Source organism: Simplicispira lacusdiani, assembly GCF_003604195.1.
Lineage (GTDB): Bacteria > Pseudomonadota > Gammaproteobacteria > Burkholderiales > Burkholderiaceae_C > Simplicispira > Simplicispira lacusdiani.
Window position 1 is genome coordinate 301,446 of sequence record NZ_QXGR01000002.1, and the last position, 16,211, is coordinate 317,656.

The following is a 16,211-nucleotide window of genomic DNA, read 5'->3' on the forward strand; positions in this document are numbered from 1 at the left end:
GCCTTCAAAGGGATAATGAGCGATCAACTGTCTGACAGAGGGCGATGCAACTGGACTTCCTGACCCTGCTGGCCACCACGGCCATCAGCCTGTTCATGATCTCGGCGTCGCTGCCGCTCATCATGGGCCGGAACATCAGCGCCGCCGCCCGCTACGTGCAGGCCAGCCTGCTGCTGCAGGCCCTGGCCTGGGCGGCCATCATCGCCTCCACCTACGTCCCCGCCACGCTGGCCGACCGCATCATCTCCACCATCTCCATCGGCTGCGGTTCGGCGGCTCAGTGGATGAACTACCGCGCCCTGGCCGGCTGGCTAGGCCCCCGGCCCTGGCCGCGCCTGCTGCTGGTGCTGGTGGCAGCCACGCCGCTGGGCTACTTCCTCGGCTTCGACAGCTACGCCTTCCGCGTCGGCTGGGCCAACGTTCTGCTGGCCGCCGTGACGCTGCTGGTGGCCCGCGCCACGCTGCAACCACAACGGCCTGCGGAGGCGGGATGGCGCAGGTTGATCCTATTCAGCATGCTGACCATGGCGGGCCTGACCCTGGCGCGCGGCATCGTGGGCGCCTTCACCGACCAATACCCCAGCTTTCGCACACCCCATCCGGTCAACTTGGCCTTTGCATTGGGAGCCTGCGTGACGGTGATACTCAACACCATCGCCATGCTGGTGGCCTGGCGCGATGAGGCCGAGTTCAAGCTGCGCGAGCTGGCGGTGACCGACCCGCTCACCGGCCTGCCGAACCGGCGCGGTTTCGAGGAGCGCGCCCAGGCCATGCTGGCGCACGCCCGGCGCCACGAGCTGCCGCTCACGGCCCTCATGCTCGACCTCGACCATTTCAAGCAGGTCAACGACCTGCATGGCCACGAGGTGGGCGACCATGCGCTGGAGTTGTTCGCGCGGCTGCTCAAGGACACGCGCCGCAACGGCGACCTGGCCGCCCGCCTCGGCGGCGAGGAGTTCTGCCTGCTGCTGCACGACGACACCTCGGCCGGCCTGCCGCTGGACCAGCGCCTGCGCCAACGCCTGCGGCTGGCGGCGCCCGCCGAACTGGGCCTGGCGCTGGACTTCAGCGCTGGCATGGCCGCGCTGCGGCCCGACGATACCGGCATCCTGTCGCTGCTGGCGCGCGCCGATGCCGCGCTCTACGAGGCCAAGACCGCCGGACGCGGGCGCCTGTGCAACGCCGCGCCCATTCGCTCCTGATTCAATAGCTGACAGCGCTTACCACAAGGGCGCTACAGCCATTTTTTTATTGCATATTTCCCGCCCATGCGCCGGCCTCCGGCCCGCCATCGTCACGCGGGTGCAGCAGGCGCGCCGCCTCGCGCGCGGCCACGCGGCCTTCGTCGGTGGGCACGACCCAGACCTCGACGGCGCTGTCCGGCGCATGGATGGCGTGGGCGGCATCACCCCGGGCCTGGGCGTTGCGCGCGGCGTCCATGCGCACGCCCATCCAGCCCAGCCGCTCGCACACCTCGGCGCGCAGCGCGGCGTCGTTCTCGCCGATGCCGCCGCTGAAGGCCAGCAGGTCCAGCCCCTCCATGCAGGCCGCCATGGCGCCGGCCTCGCGCACCACGCGGTAGGTGAACTGGTCGATGGCGCGCCGCGCCGCCACGCTGCCGTCGGCGCGCAGCCGGCGCATGTCGGCCGAGATGCCCGAGACGCCCAGCAGCCCGCTCTGCTTGTAAAGCAGCTTCTGGATGCGGTCGTGGTCCCAGCCCTGCTCCATGAGGTAGAGCAGCACGCCGGCGTCGAGCGTGCCGCTGCGCGTGCCCATCATCAGCCCGTCGAGCGCCGAAAAACCCATGGTGGTGGCCACGCTGCGCCCGCCGCGCGCGGCGCACAGGCTGGCGCCGTTGCCCAGGTGGGCCATGAGCACGCGGCCGCGCGCGCGCGGCGTGCGTTCGAGCAGCGTGTCCATGAGGTAGTGGTACGACAGGCCATGGAAGCCGTAGCGTCGCACGCCTTGTCCGGTCAGCGTGGACGGCAGCGCGAAGGCGCTCGCCACCTCGGGCAGGCCGGCGTGGAAGGCGGTGTCGAAGCAGGCCACCTGGGGCAGTGCCGGGAAGGCCTGGCGGAACGAGCGGATGCCCGCGAGGTTGTGCGGCTGGTGCAGCGGCGCCAGCGAGTTGAGAAGCGCCAGGCGTTCGAGCACCGCGTCGGTGACGAGCACGCTGTCCTGGAAATCCTCGCCGCCGTGCACCACGCGGTGCGCCACGGCCGCGATGGCGGGCGCGCCCTCCAGGTCGGACAGCAGCGCACGCAGACGCTCCAGCGCCTGCAGGAAAGGCGTCTCGCCCGGGCCGCTGACGGCCTGGCGGCGCGCCGCGCCGGCGAAGGTCCAGCCCATCTCGGGCTGGCCGCCGGGCTCCAGGCCCTCGATGCAGCCGCTGAGCACGCTGGGCTGCACCTGCCCGCCGATCAGGGGGTGCAGCGAGAACTTGAGCGAGGACGACCCCGCATTGACGGACAGGATGGCCATGGGATTCACGCCTGCACGGTGGCCTGCGGCTGGCGCTGGCGGCGCGCGTCATAGGCCGCCAGCGTAGCCAGCAGGGCCGAGGACACGCGGGCCGTGGGGCCGTCGGCGCGGCTGGTCAGGGCGATCGGCACGCGCGCGCCGAGCACGATGCCCGAGCCCGAGGCACCCGCCAGGTATTCGAGCTGCTTGGCCAGCATGTTGCCGCTCTCCAGGTCGGGCACGGCCAGGATGTCGGCGTCGCCCGCCACGCTGGACTCGATGTGCTTGATCTCGGCGGCCTGGGCCGAGATGGCGTTGTCGAAGGCCAGCGGGCCGTCGAGCAGGCCGCCCTTGATCTGGCCGCGGTCGGCCATCTTGCACAGCGCGGCGGCGTCCAGCGTGGACGGGATGTTCGGGCTCACGGTCTCCACCGCCGAGAGGATGGCCACCTTGGGGGTGGCCACACCCAGGATGCGTGCGAAGTCGATAGCGTTCTGGATGATGTCCTGCTTCTCGGCCAGGCTGGGGCGGATGTTGAGCGCCGCGTCGGTGATGAGCAGCGGCTTGGGGTACAGCGGCACGTCGAAGCGGAACACGTGCGACATGCGCCGCCCGGTGCGCAGCGCGGGCTGGGCCAGCACGGCCTTGATCATCTCGTCGGTGTGCAGGCTGCCCTTCATCAGCACCTCGACCTCGCGGCGCGCGGCCATGGCGGCGGCCAGCTCGGCGGCCGCGTGGCTGTGTTCGACCGAGTGAATCTCCACGCCTTCGAGGTCGATCTCGGCTTCGGCGGCCACGGCGCGGATGCGCGCCTCGGGGCCGATGAGCACCGGCACGATGAGGCCATAGCGCGCCGAATCCATGGCGCCGCTGAGCGAACCCACGTCGCAGGGATGCACCACGGCGCAGCGCACGGCGGGCATGCCGTCGGCCAGCGCCAGCAACTCCTTGAAGCGCGCCTCGGGATCGAACAACTGGATCTGCGGGGCATTCACCTTGGGGATGCGCACCTTGGTCGTGGGCGGCAGCACACGGGCCGAGCCATGCAGCACGCTCTGGCCCTTCTGGTTGGTGACCATGCAGTCGAGCTCGACGCGCTTCTTCTCGTCGTCCTTGCTCGCCACGGTCACGGTCACGGTGAGCGTGTCGCCGATGCGCACCGGCTTGGTGAAGTGCAGCACCTGCTCCAGGTAGATGGTGCCGGGGCCGGGGAACTGCGTGCCCAGCAGCGCCGAGATCAGCGCGCCGCCCCACATGCCGTGCGCGATGACGCCGTGGAACAGCGTGTCGTTGGCGTATTCAGGGTTCAGGTGCGCCGGGTTGGTGTCGCCCGAGACGGCGGCGAAGGCCTGGATGTCGGCCTGCGTGAGGGTGCGCAGCAGGCGCGCGCTCTGGCCCACGGTGAGTTCGTCATAGGTGACGTTTTCCAGCCATTCGGTGTTCGGTGCCATGTTCATGTTGCTAGCGTCCTCGGTGAAAAGGGGAAGTTCAGGCGACAGCGTGGCAGCCGCCGTCGACGTAGATGGTCTGGCCGGTCATGCCGGAGGCCGCGTCGGAGCACAGGAAGGCGCTGAGCTGCGCGATCTCGTCGAGCGTCACCAGGCGCTTGAGCGGCGCCTTGAGCACGGCATTGGCCATGAGTTCGTCGAAGCCGGCGATGCCCGAGGCGGCCCGCGTCAGGATGGGGCCCGGCGAGACGGCATGCACGCGGATGCCCTGCGGCCCGAGTTCCAGCGCCATGTAGCGCACCATGGATTCGAGCGCGGCCTTCACCGGGCCCATCAGGCCGTAGTGCGGCACGGCCTCGTCGGCGCCCAGGTAGGTCATGCTCAGCAGGCTGCCGCCCTGCGCCATGTGCGGCACGCACAGGCGCGCCAGCTCGGCGAACGAATGGCAGGAGACCTCCATGGCGCGCGAGAAGCCCTTGCGCGAGCTGTCGACCACCTGGCCGTGCAGGTCCTCCAGTGGCGCCCAGGCGATGGAGTGGATCACGAAATCGAACCGCCCCAGGCGCCGGGCGGCATGCGCCACCAGGGCTTCAAGCTCGCCCTCCTGCTCGACGTTGCAGTGCACCAGCTCCACGTCCAGCGGTTCGGTCAGGGACTCGACGAAGCGCCGGGCCTTCTCGTTGAGGCAGGACACCACCAGCTCGGCGCCCATCTGGTGCGCCAGCTGGGTGCAGCCCCAGGCGATGCTGTTCTCGTTGGCCAGGCCCAAGACCAGGCCTTTCTTGCCGGCCAGGCTGAATGCGTTCTTCTTCGTCATGCGTTGCAGGCTCCAGGGAAACAGAAATACGGCACCCCACCGTGGCGCACCCGGCGGGCACGGCCCACGGACAGGCAAGGGATCAGTCGGTATCGAACAGGCGGCGCAGGCTGGCGCCGGCGGCGCCAGGCTTGAAGCCCTCGCGCACCAGTTGCTCGTGCGTGGCCACGACGATGTGGCGCGTGGCGTCCACCCCCACGCGGTTCACGTAGCTGCGCGCCACGCCGTAGCGCAGCACCAGCAGCCCGCGCAGCTCTTCGCGCAGGTGGGCCTGGCGGCGATCGGGGCTCATGCTGGCGCGCGAGGCCGCACGGCGGTCGGGCGTGACGCGCCGGTCCGGCACGGGCACGCGCACCGCGTCGATGTGCAGCACGCGCTCCAGGTCGGCCTCGTTCTCCAGGTCCACGCGCAGCGTGGTGGCCAGGCGGGCGATGCGGGCGCTCAGCTCGTGCACGGAGTCGCCCATGCGGCGCAGGTGGTCCGCCACCGGGTCGTTGCCGGGCCGGTGGTCAATCGGCATAGCGCACCATCACGTACTCCCCCGGTGCGTCGCACAGCACATGGGCCGGGTCCATGGCGGGCGGCGCCACGGGCTTGCCCGAACGCGCCTTGAGCCAGGCGTCCATGGCCTCCCACCAGGAGCCCTCGCGCACCGGCGCGTTGGCCGCCCATTCCTCGGGGTCGGTCCAGCCATGGCCGTCTTCCGTCGCGGCGATCTGGTAGCTGCGCCGGGGGCGGCCGGGTTCGGAGACGATGCCCGCGTTGTGCCCGCCCGCGGCCAGGATGAAGGTGACATGCGTGTCGGTCTGCAGGTGGATCTTGTAGACCGAGCGCCAGGGCGAGACATGGTCGCGCGTGGTGCCCACCACCAGCATGGGCGCATGGATGTCCATGAGCGCCACGCCCACGCCGCCCACGCGGTACTGGCCCGTGGCCAGCGCGTTGTTGAGGAACAGCGAGGACAGGTACTCCGAATGCATGCGCGCGGGCAGGCGCGTGAGGTCGGCGTTCCAGCTCATGAGGTCGAAGTCCACCTCGTCCTGCCCCAGCAGGTAACGGCGCGTGCTGCGCGACCAGACCAGGTCGCGCGCATTGAGGAACTGGAACGAACCGGCCATGGCCTTGCCCGAGAAATAGCCCTTGCGGTCCATCTCCTGGCGCAGCGCCTGGATCTGGTCGTCGTCGATGAACACGCCCATCTCGCCGGGTTCGCTAAAGTCGGTCTGCGCCGCCAGCAGCGTGACGCTGGCCAGTTCGGGCAGCTTGTCCAGGCCGCCGGCATCCTCGCGCCTGCGCTGGGGCGCCTTGTTCTGCTCCGCGCGGCTGCGGTGCCCCAGGGCGGCGGCCACCATGGCCAGGAAGGTGCCGCCCAGGCAGTAGCCCAGCGCATGGATGCGCGGCGCCTTGGTGCGTTCCTTGATGGCGGCCATGGCATCCATGACGCCCAGGCGCAGGTAGTCCTGCATGCCCAGGTCGCGGTCGGAGGCATCGGGGTTGCGCCACGAGACGATGAACACCGTGTAGCCCTGGCCCACCAGGTAGCGCACCATGGAGTTGGCGGGCGAGAGGTCCAGGATGTAGTACTTCATGATGCACGAGGGCACGATGAGCAGCGGTTCGGGGTAGACCTTGGCCGTCGTGGGCGCGTACTGAATGAGTTCGATCAGGTGGTTGCGGAACACCACCTTGCCAGGCGTGGTGGCCACGTCCTGGCCCACCGCGTAGGTGAGCGGCTCCAGCACCGGCGGGTCGGTTTCCTGCTGGGCGGCCTGCTGCTTCTTCAGGTCGTCGGTGAAGTTCTGGTAGCCGCGCGCCAGGCTCTGGCCGCCGGTCTCGCGCGCGCGCTGCTGCGCCTCGGCGTTGGTGGCGGGCCAATTGGAGGGCGAGAGCGCATCGAAGGCCTGGCGCGTGAAGAACTCGACCATGTGCTGGTGGTGGCGCGTCATGCCGTCCACCTGGGCGGCCTCGCGCCACCAGGCATCGCTGGCCTTGAAGCCTTCCTTGAGGGCATTGAAGGGCCAGTGCTGCCAGCTCTCGTCCTGGAACCGCGCATCCTTGTCGGGCAGCGCGCTGCCCTGCTCGTCGGTTGGCGGGCGCATCGCGGACAGCCAGGCCTGCTGCGCCAGCGCCAGGGCGCGCTGCCCCAGCACCATCTGGCGGCCCGGCGACAGCGCCAGATGCATGGCCCAGTCGGCCGCCGCGAGCGCCATCGACACGGGCGACAGCCCCATGTTGGCCCGCGCCATCCGGGCGTGGACACTTTCATCCAAGGCCTTGGCGGCCTGGCGCTGCCGTTCGTACGGTGAACCTGGAGAAGACTGTTGACCCATGCACTACCCCCCGCACTTTTCGTTACGAACTATGAGTATGCCCGGATTGACAGCAATTCCCATTTCATTAATAAGGCAATCCAGCAGATGTTGACGACCGTCAAAATCAGCACCGGTATTCTTTCCAGGGCGCTATATATTTCATAGCTTGCAGCGCTCATGCAACAAGCCCTGACTGCCGATTTCATCCACAATCACCGCATGGACCCATCCTCCGCGCCCCCACCCCTTTTCGAGGTCCGCCACCTGAGCAAGCGCTACGGCGAGGCCACGGTGGTGGACGATGTGTCGTTCTCCATGGCGCCCGGCGAATGCCTGGGCGTCATCGGGCCCAACGGCGCCGGCAAGACCACCACCATCCGCATGTGCCTGGGCCTCACCGCGCCCGACGGCGGCAGCATCCACTACCAGCCAGCCAGCGGCCCGAGGCTGCAGATGCCGCGCGACGCACTGGCCATCAAGGCCGAGATCGGCGTGGTGACGCAGTTCGACTCGCTCGACCCCGACTTCACCTGCGCCGAGAACCTGCGCGTGTTCGGCCGCTACTTCGGCCTCGGGCCGCGGGTGATGGACGAGCGCGCCCCACGCCTGCTGGAATTCGCCTCGCTCATGCACAAGGCACAGGCCAAGCCGGGCGAGCTTTCGGGGGGGATGAAGCGGCGCCTGTCGCTGGCCCGCGCGCTGGTCAACGAACCGCGCCTGCTGCTGCTCGACGAGCCCACCACCGGCCTGGACCCGCAGGCGCGCCACCTGATGTGGGAGCGGCTGCAGCGCCTGGTGCAGCAGGGCACCTCCATTTTGCTGACCACGCACTTCATGGACGAGGCCGAGCGCCTGTGCTCGCGCCTGCTGGTGCTGGACCACGGCCGCAAGATCGCCGAGGGCGCGCCGCGCGCGCTCATCGCCGAGCACCTGGAGCCCGAGGTGGTGGAGGTGTACGGCAACGGCGCCCTGGCGCTGGCGCACGATGCCGCTCTGCAGGCCCTGGCGGCGCGCACCGAGGTCAGCGGCGAGACGGTGTTCTTCTATACCCGCGAAGCGCGTCCGCTGCTCGACGCGCTGATGCGGCACCCGCACCTGCGCACGCTGCACCGGCCGGCAAACCTGGAGGACCTGTTCCTCAAGCTGACCGGGCGGCAGATCCGCGAGGACGGCTGATCCCGGCCGCGCGGCCCATGCAAGCCGCGCGCCAAATGCGCACAATACGGCCATGCCTTCCACCGCCCTGCCCGGCCGCGCCGCCGGCCCCTCCCTCTGGCGCCCGCCCGGCCTCTCGCTGCGCTGGTGGCCGGTGTTCCTGCGCAACCTGCTGGTGTGGCGCAAGCTCGCCATCCCCAGCCTGGTGGGCAACATCGCCGAGCCGCTGATGTGGCTGGTGGCCTTCGGCTACGGCATGGGCGCGCTCGTCGGGCAGATGCAGGTGAATGGCCAGCAGGTGCCCTACATCCTGTTCCTGGCCAGCGGTTCGATCTGCATGAGCGCCATGAACGCCGCCAGCTTCGAGGCGCTGTACTCGGCCTTCTCGCGCATGCATGTGCAGAAGACCTGGGAGGGCATCATGAACACCCCCGTGGCGCTGGACGACGTGGTGCTGGCCGAGATGCTCTGGGCCGCCTTCAAGGCACTGTTCACGGTCACGGCCATCATGGGCGTGATGCTGGCGCTGGGCATCAGCCATTCGCCCAAGCTGCTCGTGGCCTGGCCGGTGCTGCTGTGCGTGGGCATCATGTTCTCCAGCATCGCGCTGATCTTCAACGCGCTGGCCAAGGGCTACGACTTCTTCACCTACTACTTCACGCTGGTGCTCACGCCCATGATGTTCCTCTCGGGCGTGTTCTTCCCGCGCGAGCAATTGCCCGCCGTGGTGCGGCACATTTCCGACTGGCTCCCGCTGACCAACGCCGTCGAGCTGGTGCGCCCGCTGTTCATGGACCAGTGGCCCGCGCACCCGCTGCGCCACGGCCTGGTGATGGTGGCGACCACCGTGCTGGCCTACTGGGTGGCGCTGGCGCTCACGCGCCGCCGCTTCGCTGCCTGAGCGCCATGACCGCGCCCGCCCTGCTGAGCCCGGAACACATCGCCATGGTGGACCGGGGTGTCTCGGTGATCGTGGCCTCGCGCGATGCCGCGCTGCGCCCCAGCCTCATGCGCGGCGTGGGCAGCGCCATCAGCGCCTGCGGCACGCAGGTCACCGTCTACCTGCGGCGCAGCCAGTCGCGCCAGCTCTTGCAGGACATCGCGGCTGGCGGCGGCGTGGCCGTGGTGTTCAGCGAGCCGCCCACGCACCGCACGCTGCAGCTCAAGGCCGCCACAGCCTCCCAGCGCGAAGCCGGTCCGGCCGACCTGCCGCTGCTGCGCCGCTACCTCGCGTCCATGCAGCACGAACTGGCCCAGGTGGGCTACGGTCCCGCCTATGCCGCCGCCATGCTGTCGGCACCGCTGGAGGACGTGGTGGCCCTGCAGTTCACGCCCGAGGCCGCCTTTGACCAGACGCCGGGCCCACGCGCAGGCGCGCCCCTGGCCCCCGCCGCGCCATGACCGCGCCCCAGCTCCCCGCCATCCGCGCCTGCCTGGAAGGCGCCATTCCGGCCATCATGGCCACCTGCGCCAGCGATGGCACGCCCAACGTGGCCTACATCTCGCAGGTGGTCTACGTGGACGAGGGCCATGTGGCGCTGTCGTTCCAGTTCTTCAACAAGACGCGCGCGAACATCCTGGCCAATCCGCAGGCCTCGGTGCTGCTGCTCGACCCGGTGACGGCGCGCTTCTACCGCCTGCACCTGCGCTACCTGCGCACCGAAACCAGCGGCGCGCTATTCGAGAGCATGAAGGCGCGGCTGGCCGGCATCGCCTCGCACACCGGCATGGCCGAGGTGTTCCGCCTCAAGGGCTCAGACGTGTATGCGGTGGAGCATATCGACGCCCTCGACGGCGAGGGCCTGCCGCCCGCGCCCTGCCGCACCGGCCTGCTGCACCGCCTGCGCCAGTGCAGCGAACGCCTGGCCGCCTGCACCGGCCTGGACGAACTGCTGCAGGCGGCGCTGTGCGCGCTGCAGGAATGCATGGGCATGGAACACGCCATGGTGCTGATGCTCGACGCGCCGGCCCGGCGCCTCTACACCGTCGCCAGCCGGGGCTATGCCACCTCGGGCGTGGGTTCGGAGATCGCGCTGGGGCACGGCGTGGTCGGCACGGCCGCGCGCGAGAACACGCCGGTGCGCATCAGCCACATGACGCACGCGGCGCTCTACAGCCACGCCATGCGCAGCAGCCTGCAGGCCGACGCCCCGGATGGCGGGGCTCCCGGCATGGAGATTCCCTACCCCGGCCTGCCCGAACCCCACAGCCAGCTCGCCGTGCCCATGGTGGCCGGCGGGCGCGTGCTGGGCGTGCTGTTCGCCGAGAGTCCGCGCGACATGGCCTTCGACTTCGAGGACGAAGACCTGCTGGTGGCGCTCGCCGGGCACCTGGGCGCCGCCATCGACCTGCTGCAGGCCGCGCCCGACACCGGCGAGCCCCCCGTTCCCGCCGCCGCGCAGGCGCCCGCCGTGAGCGGCACTCCCGTACGCGTGCGCCGCTACGCGGCCAACGACAGCATCTTCATCAACGACGACTACCTGATCAAGGGCGTGGCCGGGGCCATTTTCTGGAAGCTGCTGCGCGACTACACGCAGGCCGGGCGCACCGAGTTCAGCAACCGCGAGCTGCGGCTCGACCCGTCGATCCGCCTGCCCGACGTGGCCGACAACCTGGAGGCCCGCCTGCTGCTGCTGCAGCGCCGGCTGCAGGAGAACAACCCGCCCATGCGCATCGAGAAGACCGGGCGCGGGCGCTTCCGCCTGTGCGTGGCCTGCCCGGTCCAGCTCGAAGAACAGGCGGGCTGAGCCTTCACTGAAGGGCAACGCCGGCCATTCCCAGGCCCGCCATGAGCTTGTCCCACTCGCGCGCGGCGAGGTGGGGGCGCACCACATCCAGCACCGCGCCGAACGCCTCGCCAGGCACCTGCTGGCGCATGCCACCGAGCAGGGCCAAGCGCTCTGCGGGCGCCATGAAAGGCACCATCCAGCGCATCACCAGCATCATCTCGCCGGGCGGAATCGACGACACCAGCACGTCGTGCACAGCCATCAGCTCGCCGTCCGTGTAGTGCCGCCACAGCGCGGCGTTGTGCGCCGTTTCTTCGAGGTGCATGTGCTCGTAGTTGTGCGCCACGAACAGCGCCAGCGCGTGGTACAGCGCCTGGGCGCGCGGCGCGCGGTCGGCACGCGCGCAGGCCATCAGGTCGGCCACCGCGCGCACCAGGCGCAGGATGGCCCGCTCGTGCTCCTCATGCTCGTCCGCGATGGCATGGCTGCCGCCCTGGGCACGCGCCTCGATGGCCGGGTGCACGAAGCGGTTCTCGTGTTCCAGGTGGGCCTGGAGCACATCGAGCAGTTGCGCCACGCGCTGGCAACCCTGGGCAAAATCCAGGTCGTCGTCCACATCCATGCGGCCCAGGCCCAGCAGGGTGTCGGCCATGAAGGCGCGCAGCGCCTTGTGGATGCCGGCATACAGGTCCACGCGCGGCACGGCGGGCTGGGCGGCGGCGATTTCGGCAATTTCACGGGTATCGATCTTCATCACGTTCTTTCCTGGCCCCGGGGGCCTGCTTGCGGCGCGGCGGAAGCCGTGCCGGGCCGGGTGCACCATGCACCCGCAACCGTGGAATGAAGTCTAGGAAGCGACGCTCCGTTGCACTGCTAAAAAACTCTTAACCGAACCCTATTCCATCCTTAAAAACGCCATCGTCCGCCAATTGCGTGAATTCCATCACGCCGCGGCGCGCACCATGTCCACCGCCTTTTCCGCGATCATGATGGTGGGCGCATTGGTGTTGCCGCTGACGATGCGCGGCATGATGGACGCGTCGACCACGCGCAACCCCTGCACGCCGCGCACGCGCAACTGCGCATCCACCACATCGTGTTCGCCCGGCCCCATGCGGCAGGTGCCGACGGGGTGGTAGATGGTGTCGGCATGCTGGCGGATGAAGGCCTCGATCTCGGCGTCGGATTCCAGCACGGGCGCGGCGCCATAGCGCGCCAGCGCGGGCTGCGCCAGGATCTCCTGCATGCGCCGGAAGCCGTGCACCATGCGGTCCATGTCGGCGCGCTCGCCGAGGAAGTTCGGGTCCACCAGCGGCAGCGCCATGGGGTTGCCGCTGGCGAGCTGCACGCTGCCCCGGCTCACGGGCTGCAACAGGCAGACATGGCAGGAATGGCCATGGCCCAGCACCGTCTTGCGGCCATGGTCCACCAGCTTGCCGATGACGAAATGCAGCTGCACATCGGGCGCCGTTTCGCAGGGCTGGCTGCGGATGAAGCCGCCGGCCTCGGCGAAGTTGGTTGTCAGCATGCCGCTGCGCTGGCGGCGCCATTCCTGCACGCCGCGCGCGATGCGCGCCACGCCGGGTAGCGAGATACCGAACAGCTCGCTCTGCCCCGGCGCATCGACCACGCGCACCACATCGGGATGGTCGTGCAGGTGCGCACCCACGCCCGGCTGGTCGTGCAGCACGGCGATGCCGTGGCGCTGCAACTGCGCTCCGGGGCCGATGCCCGAGAGCATGAGCAGCTGCGGCGACAGCAACGCCCCCGCGCTCAGCAACACCTCGCGCTTGCAGCGCAGCTGCTGCAGGCGGCCGCCCTGGCGGAATTCCACACCGACGGCGCGGTGCCCGTCGAACAGCACGCGCGTGGCGTGCGCCCCGGTGAGTACCTGGAGGTTGGGCCGCGCCAGGTGCGGCGTGAGATAGGCCTTGGCCGCGCTGAAGCGCTCGCCATCGCGGTGGGTGACCTGGTATTCGCCCACGCCTTCCTGCGTGGCGCCGTTGAAGTCGCGGTTGTGCGCGTGGCCCGCCTGCACGCCGGCCTCGACGAACACCCGGGCGAAGCGGTTGGGCGAGCGCAGGTCCATCACGTTGAGCGGGCCGCCCGTGGCATGCCAGGCGTCCGCGCCGCGCTCGTTGTTCTCGGAGCGCAGGAAGTAGGGCAGCACATCGGCCCAGCCCCAGCCCGGGTTGCCCTGCGCGGCCCAGTGGTCGTAGTCCCGCGGCTGGCCGCGCGCGTAGATCATGGCGTTGATGGAGCTGGAGCCCCCCAGCACCTTGCCACGCGGCTGGTAGCCCCGGCGGCCATTCAGGCCGGGCTGGGGCGTGGTGTTCAGCCCCCAGCCGTTGAGCATGTACTTGGCCATCACGGCCAGCCCCGCCGGGCAATGGATCAGCACGCTGCGGTCCGCAGGCCCGGCCTCCAGCAGGCACACGCGCACGGCCGGGTCTTCGCTCAGGCGACCGGCCAATACACAGCCCGCTGAACCCCCACCCACCACGATGTAGTCGAACATACCCGCCTCCTCCGTGTTTGATACACCTTAACCGATGGTGAGGGCAAATGCCGATACGATGGTGGCTGTTGTTTCACTTTGAAGAGAGCACTCCACATGAGCATCACCACGGTTGGCATCATCGGCGCCGGCACCATGGGCAACGGCATCGCGCAGGCCTGCGCGGTTTCCGGCATCAACGTCGTCATGGTCGACATCTCCGACGCGGCCGTCCAGAAGGGCCTGTCCACCGTCGCCGGCAGCCTGGACCGCCTGATCAAGAAGGAAAAGATCAGCGCCGCCGACAAGGACGCGGCGCTCGCGCGCATCAAGGTCTCCACCAGCTACGACGACCTCAAGGCCGCCCAGCTCGTCATCGAGGCCGCTACCGAGAACTACGAGCTCAAGCTCAAGATCCTCAAGCAGGTGGACGGCATCGTCGGCCCCGACGTGATCATCGCGTCGAACACCTCGTCGATCTCCATCACCAAGCTGGCCGCCGCCACCAGCCGCGCCGACAAGTTCATCGGCATGCACTTCTTCAACCCCGTGCCGATGATGGCGCTGGTGGAGATCATCCGTGGCCTGCAGACCAGCGACGCCACGCACGACGCCGTCAAGACGATGGCACTGGCGCTGGGCAAGAGCCCCATCACCGTGAAGAACGCCCCGGGCTTCGTGGTCAACCGCATTCTGGTGCCCATGATCAACGAGGCTTTCTTCGTGCTGGCCGAAGGCCTGGCCACGCCCGAGGACATCGACGCCGGCATGAAGCTCGGCTGCAACCAGCCCATCGGCCCGCTGGCCCTGGCCGACATGGTGGGTCTGGACGTGTGCCTGGCCGTGATGGACGTCTACCTCGCCGAGTTCGGCGACAGCAAGTACCGCGCCTGCCCGCTGCTGCGCGAAATGGTGGCCGCCGGCCGCCTGGGCCGCAAGACCGGCCAGGGCGTCTACCAGTACTGAGCAACGGGGACGGGGCGCCCCCCGTCCCGGGCGCCCATGCCCTCGCCCCACGCCCCACGCAAAGAGCCCCTGAACTGGCGCGTGGGCCGCTGGTTCACCGAGCGCCCCGCGCTCCAGATCGGCCTGTGCGCCGTGGCCTTCGGCCTCCCCATCTACTACTTCGGCGTGATGTCCGCCGTCCTGTTGGCGCCGGTTTTCGCGGCACTCATCGTGCGCCCGCTGATCAACCTGGCCTCCAACCTGCGCTACCACATGCGCGCGCACCAACTGCGCGATTCGCAGGGCCGGTACTACGAATACAAGGGCCAGGCCGTGCATGTGGCGCAGGACGCGGACGGTGAACGCTGGGTCCTCCTGTCGGATGTGCGCAAGATCATCGGTCCGATGTCCAGCGAGCGCGCCCTGCGGCTGACCTACCCGGACCGCCTCCAGCCCATGGACCGCAAGGGCCGCATCCACATCCGCGCCGATGCCCTGGTTACCCACCTCGGCAAGCACAACGATCTGCTGGTGCTGCGCTTTCGCACCTGGGTGGAGCGCACCCTGGCCGTGCCCGGACGCCACGCCCGCCCCACGCTAGGCGACCCGACCGCCGGCAAGCCCTCCGAATTCCCGGACGACGAGCGCCCCGCCCCCTGACCCCGCCCCCTGACCCCGCCCCCTGACCCCGCCCCCTGACCCCGCCGCCGCGCCCGCGCAAGCGCGCGCAATACCCAGGCGAAAGCCAGGGAATTTGGCAATTAAATTGTGCGCAATTTAATTGCCATCAATAATTCAACCCATGCCCAGCCCGCACGCCACCGTCCGCCCCAGCCCCCCGGCCCTGCTGCTCGACAACCAGGTCTGCTTCGCGCTGTACTCCGCCTCGCTGGCGATGACCAAGCTCTACAAGCCCCTGCTTGATGCCATCGGCCTGACCTATCCGCAGTACCTGGTGATGCTGGTGCTATGGGAGCGCGACAGAATCACGGTATCCGAACTGGGCGAGCGCCTGTTCCTCGATTCCGGCACGCTGACGCCGCTGCTCAAGCGCCTGGAGGCCTCGGGCCTGCTGGAACGCCAGCGCGACGCGCAGGACGAGCGCCGCGTGCGCATTTCGCTCACGCTCCAGGGCCGCGCGCTGCGCGACAGCGCCGAGAGCGTGCCCGCCTGCGTGCTGCAGGGCAGCCGCACCCCCCTGCCCGAACTGCAGGCCCTGACCCTCCAGATCCAGGCCCTGCGCAACGAACTCAGCCAACGCTGACGCCCCCATCCCTCCCGCCCGTTTTGGGCACCACACGCAAAGGAAACCACCATGGCCTCCCTCGACAAAGTCCTCTACACCGCCCGCGCCCACACCACCGGGGGCCGCGATGGCGCCTCGCGCACCGACGACGGGCGCCTGGATGTGAAACTGTCCTCGCCCGGCACCTCGGGCACCGGCACCAACCCCGAGCAGTTGTTCGCCGCCGGCTACTCGGCCTGCTTCATCGGCGCGCTCAAGGCCGTGGGCGGCATGCAGAAGATCGCCATCCCCCAGGACGTGGCCGTGGACGCCGAGGTGGACCTGGGCCCCATCACCGGCGGCTATGGCATCGCCGTGCGCCTGCAGGTGCACCTGCCCGGCATGGACCGCGCCGCCGCCCAGGCGCTGGTGGACGCGGCCCACAAGGTCTGCCCCTACTCCAACGCCACGCGCGGCAACATCGACGTGACGCTGACCCTGGCCTGATCCGCCGCGCACGAACGGCCTCAAAAACCATAGCACTCCACGCCCTGACCATGGGCCTGGAGCGCTTTTTCATTGGGAGTAATGGTTTTCCCTGAGGCGCCATGCAAGCTTGCGCT

At 69.4% G+C, this 16,211-nt stretch carries 16 protein-coding genes; 9 read left to right on the forward strand and 7 right to left on the reverse strand.

What is annotated here, in order from left to right:
• Positions 1 to 44: 44 nt before the first annotated feature.
• On the forward strand, positions 45 to 1,202 hold the full coding sequence (locus D8S75_RS04060) for a GGDEF domain-containing protein (protein ID WP_119964658.1): 1,158 nt from the start codon (positions 45 to 47) through the stop codon (positions 1,200 to 1,202).
• A 46-nt stretch (positions 1,203 to 1,248) separates the two neighbouring features.
• Here D8S75_RS04060 and D8S75_RS04065 read toward each other — a convergent pair whose 3' ends face one another.
• The 5 genes from D8S75_RS04065 to D8S75_RS04085 all read right to left on the reverse strand — a co-directional run bounded on the left by D8S75_RS04065 (position 1,249) and on the right by D8S75_RS04085 (position 6,995).
• A complete protein-coding gene (locus D8S75_RS04065; protein ID WP_119964659.1) occupies positions 1,249 to 2,481 on the reverse strand; it encodes an acetate/propionate family kinase in 1,233 nt (410 codons plus the stop codon).
• A gap of 5 nt (positions 2,482 to 2,486) precedes the next feature.
• Positions 2,487 to 3,917 carry a bifunctional enoyl-CoA hydratase/phosphate acetyltransferase gene (locus D8S75_RS04070; protein WP_119964660.1) on the reverse strand — a complete coding sequence of 477 codons (1,431 nt, stop codon included), beginning with the start codon at positions 3,915 to 3,917 and terminating at the stop codon, positions 2,487 to 2,489.
• A gap of 31 nt (positions 3,918 to 3,948) precedes the next feature.
• Positions 3,949 to 4,725, reverse strand: a complete 777-nt coding sequence (gene fabI / locus D8S75_RS04075; protein ID WP_119964661.1) for an enoyl-ACP reductase FabI — start codon at positions 4,723 to 4,725, stop codon at positions 3,949 to 3,951.
• Positions 4,726 to 4,807: 82 nt separating this feature from the next.
• Entirely contained in the window at positions 4,808 to 5,245 is a 438-nt protein-coding gene (locus tag D8S75_RS04080; RefSeq protein WP_119964662.1) for a hypothetical protein, read from the reverse strand.
• Entirely contained in the window at positions 5,235 to 6,995 is a 1,761-nt protein-coding gene (locus tag D8S75_RS04085) for a PHA/PHB synthase family protein (protein ID WP_232828890.1), read from the reverse strand. Before D8S75_RS04085 ends, D8S75_RS04080 begins: the two co-directional genes overlap by 11 nt.
• 261 nt (positions 6,996 to 7,256) lie before the next feature.
• Between D8S75_RS04085 and D8S75_RS04090 the strand changes: the two genes are divergently transcribed.
• Genes D8S75_RS04090 through D8S75_RS04105 form a run of 4 tightly spaced genes read left to right on the forward strand, consistent with a single transcriptional unit; the run spans position 7,257 to position 10,939 of the window.
• Positions 7,257 to 8,213 (forward strand): ATP-binding cassette domain-containing protein, encoded by a 957-nt coding sequence (locus D8S75_RS04090; RefSeq protein ID WP_119964776.1) that lies wholly within the window; start codon positions 7,257 to 7,259, stop codon positions 8,211 to 8,213.
• Positions 8,214 to 8,265: 52 nt separating this feature from the next.
• Positions 8,266 to 9,093, forward strand: coding sequence for an ABC transporter permease (locus D8S75_RS04095; RefSeq protein WP_119964664.1), 828 nt, complete (start codon positions 8,266 to 8,268; stop codon positions 9,091 to 9,093).
• Between the two features lie 5 nt (positions 9,094 to 9,098).
• Positions 9,099 to 9,593: a hypothetical protein gene (locus D8S75_RS04100; RefSeq protein WP_119964665.1), complete on the forward strand. Its 495-nt coding sequence runs from the start codon at positions 9,099 to 9,101 to the stop codon at positions 9,591 to 9,593.
• Positions 9,590 to 10,939, forward strand: coding sequence for a GAF domain-containing protein (locus tag D8S75_RS04105; RefSeq protein ID WP_119964666.1), 1,350 nt, complete (start codon positions 9,590 to 9,592; stop codon positions 10,937 to 10,939). Before D8S75_RS04100 ends, D8S75_RS04105 begins: the two co-directional genes overlap by 4 nt.
• A 4-nt stretch (positions 10,940 to 10,943) precedes the next feature.
• On the opposite strand, the gene D8S75_RS04110 is transcribed toward D8S75_RS04105, so the two are convergent.
• The gene (locus tag D8S75_RS04110) at positions 10,944 to 11,675 is read right to left on the reverse strand and encodes a hemerythrin domain-containing protein (protein WP_119964667.1); all 732 of its coding nucleotides are present in this window, start codon (positions 11,673 to 11,675) and stop codon (positions 10,944 to 10,946) included.
• A gap of 189 nt (positions 11,676 to 11,864) precedes the next feature.
• The gene (locus D8S75_RS04115; protein WP_119964668.1) at positions 11,865 to 13,439 is read right to left on the reverse strand and encodes a GMC family oxidoreductase; all 1,575 of its coding nucleotides are present in this window, start codon (positions 13,437 to 13,439) and stop codon (positions 11,865 to 11,867) included.
• A 96-nt stretch (positions 13,440 to 13,535) separates the two neighbouring features.
• Between D8S75_RS04115 and D8S75_RS04120 the strand changes: the two genes are divergently transcribed.
• The 4 genes from D8S75_RS04120 to D8S75_RS04135 all read left to right on the forward strand — a co-directional run bounded on the left by D8S75_RS04120 (position 13,536) and on the right by D8S75_RS04135 (position 16,095).
• The gene (locus D8S75_RS04120; protein ID WP_119964669.1) at positions 13,536 to 14,384 is read left to right on the forward strand and encodes a 3-hydroxybutyryl-CoA dehydrogenase; all 849 of its coding nucleotides are present in this window, start codon (positions 13,536 to 13,538) and stop codon (positions 14,382 to 14,384) included.
• 36 nt (positions 14,385 to 14,420) lie between these two features.
• Positions 14,421 to 15,023: a hypothetical protein gene (locus tag D8S75_RS04125; RefSeq protein ID WP_119964670.1), complete on the forward strand. Its 603-nt coding sequence runs from the start codon at positions 14,421 to 14,423 to the stop codon at positions 15,021 to 15,023.
• 142 nt (positions 15,024 to 15,165) lie between these two features.
• A complete protein-coding gene (locus D8S75_RS04130; RefSeq protein ID WP_119964671.1) occupies positions 15,166 to 15,627 on the forward strand; it encodes a MarR family winged helix-turn-helix transcriptional regulator in 462 nt (153 codons plus the stop codon).
• 51 nt (positions 15,628 to 15,678) lie between these two features.
• On the forward strand, positions 15,679 to 16,095 hold the full coding sequence (locus D8S75_RS04135) for an organic hydroperoxide resistance protein (protein ID WP_119964672.1): 417 nt from the start codon (positions 15,679 to 15,681) through the stop codon (positions 16,093 to 16,095).
• Positions 16,096 to 16,211: the final 116 nt, after the last annotated feature.